Below are 8,936 nucleotides of genomic sequence, written 5' to 3' on the forward strand. Positions count from 1 at the left end.
CCGCGCCCCGCGCCCCGCGCCCCGCGCCCCGCGCCCCGCGCCCCGCGCCAAGATCCGAGCAACATCGGGGATGTTGCTGCCTCCGACGCGCGAGAGACAGCAACATCCCTGATGTTGCGCGGATCTTGACGACAAGCACCCGTGTCCGGCGGACCTGGGCGGGGTTCAGGGTGCCTGCGGACTCCGAGGTCATGCTCGAACCAGGAAGTCACCAGGAAGTAGTTGCCGCACCGACGCGCCGAGGCCACTACTTCATTGATCGAGCATGACCTTGGGGTCGCGGCGCCAGGATTCAGCCGCGCGGCGCGTCGACGATGACCGAGTCGGCGAGGCGGTCGTGCAGGCCGCGGCGGTGCTCGTCCATGATCAGCGCGGGGACGATGAGGGCCAGCAGCAGGCCCCGGATCAGCCCTCGGAGCACCCCGATCCGGCCACCGTCGTGCCAGTTCACGCAGCGGATCTTCGTGATGTACATGCCGGGCGTCTGGGCGAACAGGCCGAGGAAGATGCCGTACACGAGCACCAGCACCAGCACCGGCGCCCAGCCGTCGCGTACCGGGTCGGCGAAGAAGTTGGACACCAGCAGGCAGAGCACCCAGTCGATGATCAGCGCCCCGAACCGCTTACCGAGGCTCGGCGGGCTGAAGGCGGGGTCGGTGGCCGGCGCTGCCGGGGCGTGCGGACTGTTCACAGCGATCAAGGGTATCCGCGCGGGGATGAGGGCTTGCCGGGTGTCGTCGCCACGGTGTGCCGATTCGGGCCAAAGGCATCAGATGTCATTACACTGGCACAGTCGGACGGCGTTCGTGGCGGCCGGAAGCGTGGACCGGAGTGCCGCTGACGCTCCGCGAGGGACGTAACACGGCAGAAACAACGGAGACACGGCCGGGCAACCGCTTGGCCCTAGCGTCGCCAGAAGCCTAGCCACCCCGTGGACGTGCCAGGAGGATGTGTGTTCGCCAATCCCGAGGAACTGCTGCGATACCTCAAGAACGAGGACGTGAAGTTCGTCGACGTTCGTTTCTGTGACCTGCCCGGCGTGATGCAGCACTTCAATCTGCCGGTCGAGTCCGTCAACGACGACCTCTTCACCGACGGCCTCGCGTTCGACGGTTCGTCGATCCGCGGTTTCCAGGCGATCCACGAGTCGGACATGCTCCTGCTCCCGGATGTCGCCACCGCGTTCATCGACCCGTTCCGCGCGCAGAAGACTCTCGCGCTGAACTTCTTCATCCACGACCCGTTCACCCGCGAGGCCTACAGCCGCGACCCGCGCAACGTCGCGAAGAAGGCCGAGGCGTACCTGGCGGCCAGCGGCATCGCCGACACCGCCTACTTCGGCGCCGAGGCGGAGTTCTACATCTTCGACTCGATCCGCCACGAAACCTCGGCGCACCAGTCGTTCTACTACATCGACTCGATCGAGGGCGCCTGGAACACCGGCCGCGAGGAGCCGGGCGGCAACCGTGGTTACAAGACCGCGTACAAGGGCGGTTACTTCCCGGTGCCGCCGGTCGACCACTACGCAGACCTGCGTGACTCGATCGTTCGCCGGCTCGTCGACACCGGCTTCAACGTGGAGCGCTCGCACCACGAGGTGGGCACCGCCGGCCAGTCCGAGATCAACTACCGGTTCTCCACCCTGCTGCACGCCGGTGACCAGCTCCAGCTCTTCAAGTACATCGTGAAGAACGAGGCCTGGGCCAACGGCAAGACCGCGACCTTCATGCCCAAGCCGCTCTTCGGTGACAACGGCTCCGGCATGCACACCCACCAGAGCCTCTGGCTCAACGGTGAGCCGCTGTTCTACGACGAGACCGGCTACGCGGGCCTGTCCGACATGGCTCGCTGGTACATCGGCGGTCTGCTGCACCACGCGCCGTCGCTGCTGGCCTTCACCAACCCGACGATCAACTCGTACCGTCGTCTGGTGCCGGGCTACGAGGCGCCGGTCAACCTGGTCTACTCGCAGCGCAACCGGTCCGCCTGCACCCGCATCCCGGTGACCGGCGCCAACCCGAAGGCCAAGCGCGTCGAGTTCCGCGTCCCGGACCCGTCGGCCAACGTCTACCTGGCCTTCTCGGCCATGATGATGGCCGGCCTGGACGGCATCAAGAGCAAGATGGAGCCGCCGACGCCGATCGACAAGGACCTCTACGACCTCCCGCCGGAGGAGTGGGGCGACGTCAAGCAGGTGCCGGGCTCGCTGCCGGCCGTGCTCGACTCGCTGGAGGCCGACCACGACTACCTGCTCGACGGTGGCGTCTTCACCCCGGACCTGATCTCCACCTGGGTCGACTGGAAGCGCGCCAACGAGGTCGACCCGGTGCGCCTGCGCCCGACCCCGCACGAGTTCGCCATGTACTACGACTGCTGAGCCTGATCAAGGCGCTGACCTGCACCAACAGGATTGCTACTGATCTTGGGTACAGGTTGGGTACAACCTCACGGACGGCGGTCATGCCCGGCTCCCAGCCGGCGTGGCCGCCGTTTCGTGTTGACCGAGCGCCCCGTCAATGAGCAGTCGGGTCCGGTCGAGCACGTCCGGCCACTCGTGCACGTAGGTGTTGAGCGTGATGGTCGGTGTGCTGTGCCCCAACGCGAGCTGCACCGTCTTCACCGACGCGCCCGCGTGGATCAGGACCGTCGCGTAGTAGTGCCGTAGTCCGTGAATCCCCCACCGCGCCGGCAGGCCGACCGCTTCCCGGGCACTCGCCCATGTCCGCGAGAAGGTCGCCGCGTTGACGGGCTCGCCGCCGACACCCTTGAACAGCAGGCGTGCGGCCCGGCGGACCGGCCGGCGACGGTCCGTGTCGTCGTCGACTTCGACCGCGTCGCACCCGTCGGCCAGGTGCTGACGCAGCGCCACCGCCACGACATCAGGCAGCTCGACGGTGCGGGCGCTGGTGCTGGTCTTGACCGGTCCGAGGAACGGCTGACGGCCCTTGAGCATCTTGAGTTGGCGTCGGACGTGCACCTCCCGCACATCGAAGTCGATGTCGCCCACCTCCAAGCCGAGGATTTCACCCAGGCGCAGCCCGCAACCGGCCGCGAGATAGACCGTCGCGGCCAATCGGGCCGGCAGCAGACGCGCCAGGTCGTGCACCTGCTCCGCCGTGGGAAGGACCCGGCTCCCCCGGCCGACCGGCGGAAGCCGGATGCGACTTGGGACTTGTCGAGGCGGAGCCTGCTGGCGGGCAGCGGGACGTGACTGATGCGAGAACTAGAGCTAACGTATTTGAATGAAGGTGAACTCTCGCAACTTTCGCTGCCGCGAGACGATTCATACGGTCATGACGGCAGAACGGACCGACCTAATGAAGGGCTCGATGCGGTGAGGCTAGTCATGGATGAGTCGGGGAACGGAAATGCTTCCCAGCCATTGATCGTCGGTGCGGTTGAGCTAGGCGACGACGCAGATGATGTGGAGCAACAGATCAGAGATCTGTATAAGCGCCTATGCGCGAAGAGTAGTTTTGTCGGATATCCCGGTTTCGATGAATTCCGAAAGAACGGATTTCACAGTGCAAGCGACCCACCGGAGGTCGTCGGGCCGTTCCTGGAACTGATGCGCGTTCTCTTCTTTAGAGCGTATATGGTTGTCACCGATCGGACGACCGTTCCCGGCAATACCGAGGTCGAGCGCATTGAGTTCATGTACACAAAGCTATTAAGTGATCTCCTGATCCGGCATCGCGATAAACCGGAGTTGCTCTGCATGGTAGAGCAGAGTGAGGGCATGGGAGCCATTATTCGCCGACTCTCCGGCAGCGCCACTAGGCGGGCGCATGAAACGCTCGGCAAGGTAGCACCTTTGCCGAAGCCAAAAATGGTCATAGTCGCCAAGACAGACTACATGTCAGTAGCCATAATCGATTACATCATGTCAGCCGTGAGCAGATGGCTTCAAGCGAACCGCCCTAGAAGCCCTAAGAACTGGCCCTACAGAGCGTTTCGCGAGATAGAGCCGTCTATTTCTCTACTCTACTCTTTTGAACACGGCCGCATTTCCAGCCGGAGAGAGCCGCTTCATTGAAGTGTGCTACACTCCGACCTGCGGTGGGGTCGCAGTCAACCTTGTGCGCGAGTTCGCGCGCGTTGCCTGATAGCCCTAGCACAGCGAGTGCGGCCCTACCGCCCAAAGTCCAAACGCCCGGGGTGATTAATGCCATTCTCGGTTGATGATCTCACGCAACATGCAGGCGTATCGGCGGAGGTTCTGGAAAGGCTATCTTTAGCGCTTCCGCTGGGCGAGGGGCGACTCTATTTTTCCTGGACATCGCGCAAGAAGCACGGCGGTATACGCGAAGTATTCAAGCCGGCCCCTCCATTCGATGCGATCACGAAGAACCTGCACCGAAGCTTCACGGACTTGTTGCCGTACCAGGCCCCCAGCCACGTCCATGGATTTGTCCGTGGGCGGTCTACGATCAGCAATGCTCGCCAACACCTCGGAAAGAGCTGTGTATTGCGCGTAGACCTAGAGGACTTTTTTCCTTCAATTAGAGCTGCAATGGTGAGAGCTTCATTGGAAGCGCAGGGCTATGGCGATAAGGCTGCGGACACTGTCGTAAGCATCGTTACTATCGCCAGCAAGCTCCCGGTCGGAATAAGCACGTCACCCTTCCTGTCCAACCTAGTCTTCTGGGACACAGACCGCTCCCTTGCGGAGTATGCGGAGTCCGAGGGCCTTTCGTTCACTCGATATGTCGACGATCTCACCTTTTCTGGCGAGGTCAATGATCGACATTTAGTGGACATCGAGCGCATTCTCGACGACGCTGGCTGGTCGGTGAATACACGCAAGACGGCCTTTATGCGCCGGGGTGGGCGACAATACGTCACCGGATTGTACGTCGGGGAAGTGGGCGGACCACGGATCCCGCGAAAGACAAAGCGCCGCATGCGATGGATCCTGTACACAATTTCAAAGTTCGGTTACGACACCTATATGGCAGAGTTCGGCGGCGAGGACGAGGCGATGCACCGGAATCGCCTATTGGGCTGGGCGTGTTACATTGCCGCAGTCGAGCCAGACTTTGGTTATCCCCTACTGCGAGCGTTCAATGAACTGGTTCCGGACGTGTTTCCCGACTCAAGCGCATATGCTGACATAGCTGGCTGGATCCACGTCGTAGACGACCTAGACGGTCTCGTCTAGCGCCCACGACAACTTTTCATCGCCATCGCGGCGCAGCAGGCGTCGGCACCGAACGGATCTGCCGAGATGATTGCGCTTGGCTTGCTGTCTCGCGCGACCGAGATTCCGAGAACAGCACCTAGTCCGCCACACATGTTCGCCAACTTCAGCGTGTCGAGACTCGCGATCGGGTGCCGCTAGACTTGGCGTGGTAGATTCGCGTCTGAGGGTTGGTTGACCCTATATAGCCGTCGAGCAAAAGGAATTGCGGTAACAGCTCGCCACCATCCCTTCTGGCGGAGATGTTCCTCCCAGTCAATTTCATCCAGTCTATCGATGGCAACGCAGTAGTGCAGGTCGTCTGCAGGGATGACGTTATCCTCGGTGAAATACCAGCCATCAACCCGCTCAATGATCCGGCAAAGCGTTGACCGGTGACCAAGAAGTTCCTGTGCTCGAAGCTGGGTAACTTCGATGAGCATCTCGGAGAGGCTCTGGACCGACTCCGTGGGGTCGTTTAGGCCCACCCCAAGGTCGTGGCCCGATTTTCTGACCGCCTGCACAAGAACTTGATAAAAGTCCTCTGCGGGTACCCCGTCCTCCCAGCGATGCGACGATATTATATCGCCGCGATCCGTCTCCAGGCGAACTTCTAGGGTATGAGATTCACCAATCACATATCGATAATGAAAATTCGTCTCCCAGATGGGAGATCGCACGCCGAGAGGGGTGATGATCCCGGCCTCGGTGGCGTGCCGTAGGCCATGAAGTAGCGCTTCGCGTGACGGGTCCTGTGTCATTGAGCGATAGATATCCAGTTCTGATTCATGTTCTTGTCGCTGATTTTCAATCAGGGTCTGGCGAACGCCCTCGAGAGATCGCGCAGTCTCCTCGGATGCCTTCTTGGCCGAGTCTGCCGTCACCTTGGCTTGATCCGCGACTTTCTCGATTCGCTCGAACCCAGCACGCAACCGCGCGAGCACATACTCGCCCGGAGCAAGCAGGAAAGCCACCACCGCAATATTGGCAAGCAAGTTGCTCCACCAAGGGTCGATGTCGCGCAGCAGCCAGGATGCCGCCGCGACGACTAGGCCGCTGGCCACCGTTCCCCCGATCACAAGCATGCTTTTCATGTGCGGATACCCATTCTTGTTGAAGACGTGATTAATCCTACCTTCCCCACGCAACCTGAGCACTGGTGCTAACGTCAACGACATAGCGGGACTCCAGCAGATCCAGGTGTCGCAAGGCGCTCTAGATTCGCTATCCATCACACAGACATCTCACCATTCGTCACTGGGCGTTCGAAACACCAACCGCATGATCGGGTTCACTGACATGCGGCGATCCGCGCGGAGGCCGCAAATCAGTTGGCGGTCACGTCCGCGCTGGTGGTGTAGGAGACGGCCATCGCAGGATCCGGTTTGATGTTAGGCGGCGATCGGGCTGGGGTTGGCCTGGTCGGTGTCGTGTCGGTCCGGCTGAACGGTGACGAGGCGGGCTTTGGTGAGGATTTCCAGGCCCATGTAGCGGCGGCCCTCGGTCCATTCGTCGGTCTGCTCGGCGAGGACCGCGCCGACGAGGCGGATGATCGCGGGCCGGTTCGGGAAGATCCCGACGACGTCGGTGCGGCGGCGGATCTCTTTGTTCAGCCGTTCCTGCGGATTGTTCGACCAGATCTGGCGCCAGATCTTACGCGGGAAACCGGTGAAGGCCAGGAGGTCCTCTCGGGCGTCGGCGAGGTGTTCCGCAGCGGCGGGGAACTTCGCCTCGATGGTGGCCACGACCCGGTCGAACTGGGCCCGCACGGCGTCGGCGTCGGGCTGATCGAAGATCGTCCGGACAAAAGTGGCGATCCACGGCTGCGCCGACTTGGGCACCTTCGTGAGCAGGTTGCGCAGGTAGTGGGTGCGACAGCGTTGCCAAGCCGCCCCGGGCAGGGCCGCGCCGATCGCGCCAACGAGACCGCGGTGGGCATCGGAGATGACCAGGCTCACGCCGGACAGGCCGCGGGCGGTCAGCGACCGCAGGAACGCCAGCCAACCGGCGCCGTCCTCATCAGAGGCGACCTCCAGACCCAGAACCTCACGCTGACCGTCGGCGTTGACCCCAACCGCGACCAGCGCGTGGACGTTGACTGTCCGACCGTGCTCGCGGACCTTCATCGTCAGCGCGTCCATCCACACGAACGGGTAGTGGGCGGCGTCCAACGGCCGGTTGCGAAACGCCTCCACCTGAACGTCCAGATGCGCGGCCATCTCCGACACCTGCGACTTCGACAGCTGCCGCACACCGAGCTGCTCGACGAGCTTCTCCACCCGCCGGGTCGACACCCCCAGCAGATAAGAGGTCGCCTCACCGACACCAAGGCCTGCTCGGCCCGCCGGCGATGCGTCAACAGCCAGTCCGGAAAGTACGAACCCGATCGGAGCTTCGGGATCGCCAGGTCGATCGTGCCAGCGCGGGTGTCCCACTCCCTCACCCGGTAGCCGTTGCGGGAATTGACCCGCTCGTCACTGCGCTGCCCGTAGCCAGCACCACAAACAGCGTCCGCCTCAGCGGACATCAACGCCTGCGCGAAGGCTTTCACCATCGCCTGCAACACGTCCGGCGACGCGCCCTCGATCTGCTCGCGCAGCAGGTCAACAGGGTTCACACTCTCAGATGCGGCCATCGCGGTCTCACTTCCTTCTCTGACTTGGTCGTCTTGAAGGATCGACGCGATGGCCGTCTCTCATCTACGCAACACGCCCAACACGGGCAAGTCGTACACCACTTCTGTGGACGCAACCCAGTTGGGCGGACGACTGTCGCGCATCAGTCGACGGAGGCCAGCAGTTCGAGTGCATTGCCGGTGAGAACTTTCCATACGTCTTCAAGGCGGCCCTGCGGGCCGCTGGGCGCCGCTCGGGGCACGCCACGCCTTGCCGCTTCGCTACCGGCGCGGCGACCCCGGCGGCACGCGAACTCCGGCGGGCACGACGAAGCCCGCGTCCACTGAGGTACAGCGGACGCGGGCTTCGGCTTGGTGCTATCAGCCCACCGATGGCACTCTGCCGAGATGGGAGAACATCCAGGAGGCCCGCTCACCGACTCCGAAGTGGCAGCCATGTTCCGCTTGTTGGCGCGGTTTGCTGAGCACGACCTGGACCAGTGGGACAACTGGCGATTGGACACGTCCTACGGACCGGTGTACATCAACGTCAGCCGAGCACTGGGACCGGGCTGGCAAGATGATGCGTTCACCCCCGTTTGGCCGCCGCTGCCACGTTTCAAGGAGGCCGGCCGGGACGATGCCTCCGGCGGGTAGGGCCTCCGGCCCTACGACCCGGGGATAGCCTCCGGCGGCCGGGGCTACTCGCCCCGAACCCTCGGCGACTCTGGGATGCCCCGGCCGCGACCGGGTACCCGTCGCACACCGGAGGCCACCAGACCGCGCCGACCTGGTCCAGGTCGTTCGTCCAGTAGGGCGTTCCACCTGGACCAGGTCGGCGCGGCCCGGAAGGGCGGAGCCTGCGCGACGGGATGCCGCACCGGTCCACCTCGGAACCACTCGCACACACCACCGCCCCATGATCGTTAGGTACACGAGGGGTACAGATGCCGCCTGGAAACACTGGACAACGATGGAAGTTGATATACGACGTACGGCCTGCTCAGCGGCATGATCGACCCCACTGCCCCAGGTCAGCCGCCATGGGCGGTTAGTTCGCCATCTACTACGACTGCTGAGCTGCCTACGACTGCTGAGCAGTCCCTGCACCACCGGCCGGGCCGGCGCCGCGATCGCGGCGCC

Annotated in this window: 7 protein-coding genes and 1 pseudogene; 4 read left to right on the top strand and 4 right to left on the bottom strand. The window is 63.2% G+C overall.

Annotation, left to right across the window (positions count from 1 at the left end; translation table 11 throughout):
* Window positions 1-292 precede the first annotated feature (292 nt).
* On the bottom strand, window positions 293-691 hold the full coding sequence (locus ABZU25_RS33975; RefSeq protein WP_355033460.1) for an RDD family protein: 399 nt from the start codon (window positions 689-691) through the stop codon (window positions 293-295).
* 261 nt (window positions 692-952) lie between these two features.
* Between ABZU25_RS33975 and glnA the strand changes: the two genes are divergently transcribed.
* Window positions 953-2,377, top strand: a complete 1,425-nt coding sequence (gene glnA / locus ABZU25_RS33980; RefSeq protein WP_355033461.1) for a type I glutamate--ammonia ligase — start codon at window positions 953-955, stop codon at window positions 2,375-2,377.
* Window positions 2,378-2,458: 81 nt separating this feature from the next.
* On the opposite strand, the gene ABZU25_RS33985 is transcribed toward glnA, so the two are convergent.
* Window positions 2,459-3,106, bottom strand: a complete 648-nt coding sequence (locus ABZU25_RS33985) for a site-specific integrase (RefSeq protein WP_355033462.1) — start codon at window positions 3,104-3,106, stop codon at window positions 2,459-2,461.
* Window positions 3,107-3,214: 108 nt separating this feature from the next.
* Between ABZU25_RS33985 and ABZU25_RS33990 the strand changes: the two genes are divergently transcribed.
* Together ABZU25_RS33990 and ABZU25_RS33995 are read left to right on the top strand one after the other, a co-directional pair.
* Window positions 3,215-4,036: a hypothetical protein gene (locus ABZU25_RS33990; RefSeq protein ID WP_355033463.1), complete on the top strand. Its 822-nt coding sequence runs from the start codon at window positions 3,215-3,217 to the stop codon at window positions 4,034-4,036.
* Window positions 4,037-4,165: 129 nt separating this feature from the next.
* Window positions 4,166-5,161, top strand: coding sequence for a reverse transcriptase family protein (locus ABZU25_RS33995; RefSeq protein ID WP_355033464.1), 996 nt, complete (start codon window positions 4,166-4,168; stop codon window positions 5,159-5,161).
* 176 nt (window positions 5,162-5,337) lie between these two features.
* Here the strand turns inward: ABZU25_RS33995 and ABZU25_RS34000 are convergent, their stop codons facing one another.
* Entirely contained in the window at window positions 5,338-6,273 is a 936-nt protein-coding gene (locus ABZU25_RS34000) for a hypothetical protein (RefSeq protein WP_355033465.1), read from the bottom strand.
* Between the two features lie 297 nt (window positions 6,274-6,570).
* Window positions 6,571-7,814, bottom strand: a pseudogene (locus ABZU25_RS34005) (IS256 family transposase).
* Window positions 7,815-8,249: 435 nt separating this feature from the next.
* Between ABZU25_RS34005 and ABZU25_RS34010 the strand changes: the two are divergent.
* Window positions 8,250-8,450, top strand: coding sequence for a hypothetical protein (locus ABZU25_RS34010; protein ID WP_355033466.1), 201 nt, complete (start codon window positions 8,250-8,252; stop codon window positions 8,448-8,450).
* Window positions 8,451-8,936 lie beyond the last annotated feature (486 nt).

The sequence above is a fragment of the Micromonospora sp. NPDC005215 genome (assembly GCF_040607915.1).
GTDB lineage: Bacteria > Actinomycetota > Actinomycetes > Mycobacteriales > Micromonosporaceae > Micromonospora.

Excerpts from the sequence above, each read along its gene's own strand:
- ABZU25_RS34000 (WP_355033465.1), bottom strand. The coding sequence starts at position 6,273 with ATGAAAAGCATGCTTGTGATCGGGGGAACGGTGGCCAGCGGCCTAGTC.
- ABZU25_RS34010 (WP_355033466.1), top strand. The coding sequence starts at position 8,250 with ATGTTCCGCTTGTTGGCGCGGTTTGCTGAGCACGACCTGGACCAGTGG.
- ABZU25_RS33995 (WP_355033464.1), top strand. The coding sequence starts at position 4,166 with ATGCCATTCTCGGTTGATGATCTCACGCAACATGCAGGCGTATCGGCG.
- ABZU25_RS33990 (WP_355033463.1), top strand. The coding sequence starts at position 3,215 with ATGCGAGAACTAGAGCTAACGTATTTGAATGAAGGTGAACTCTCGCAA.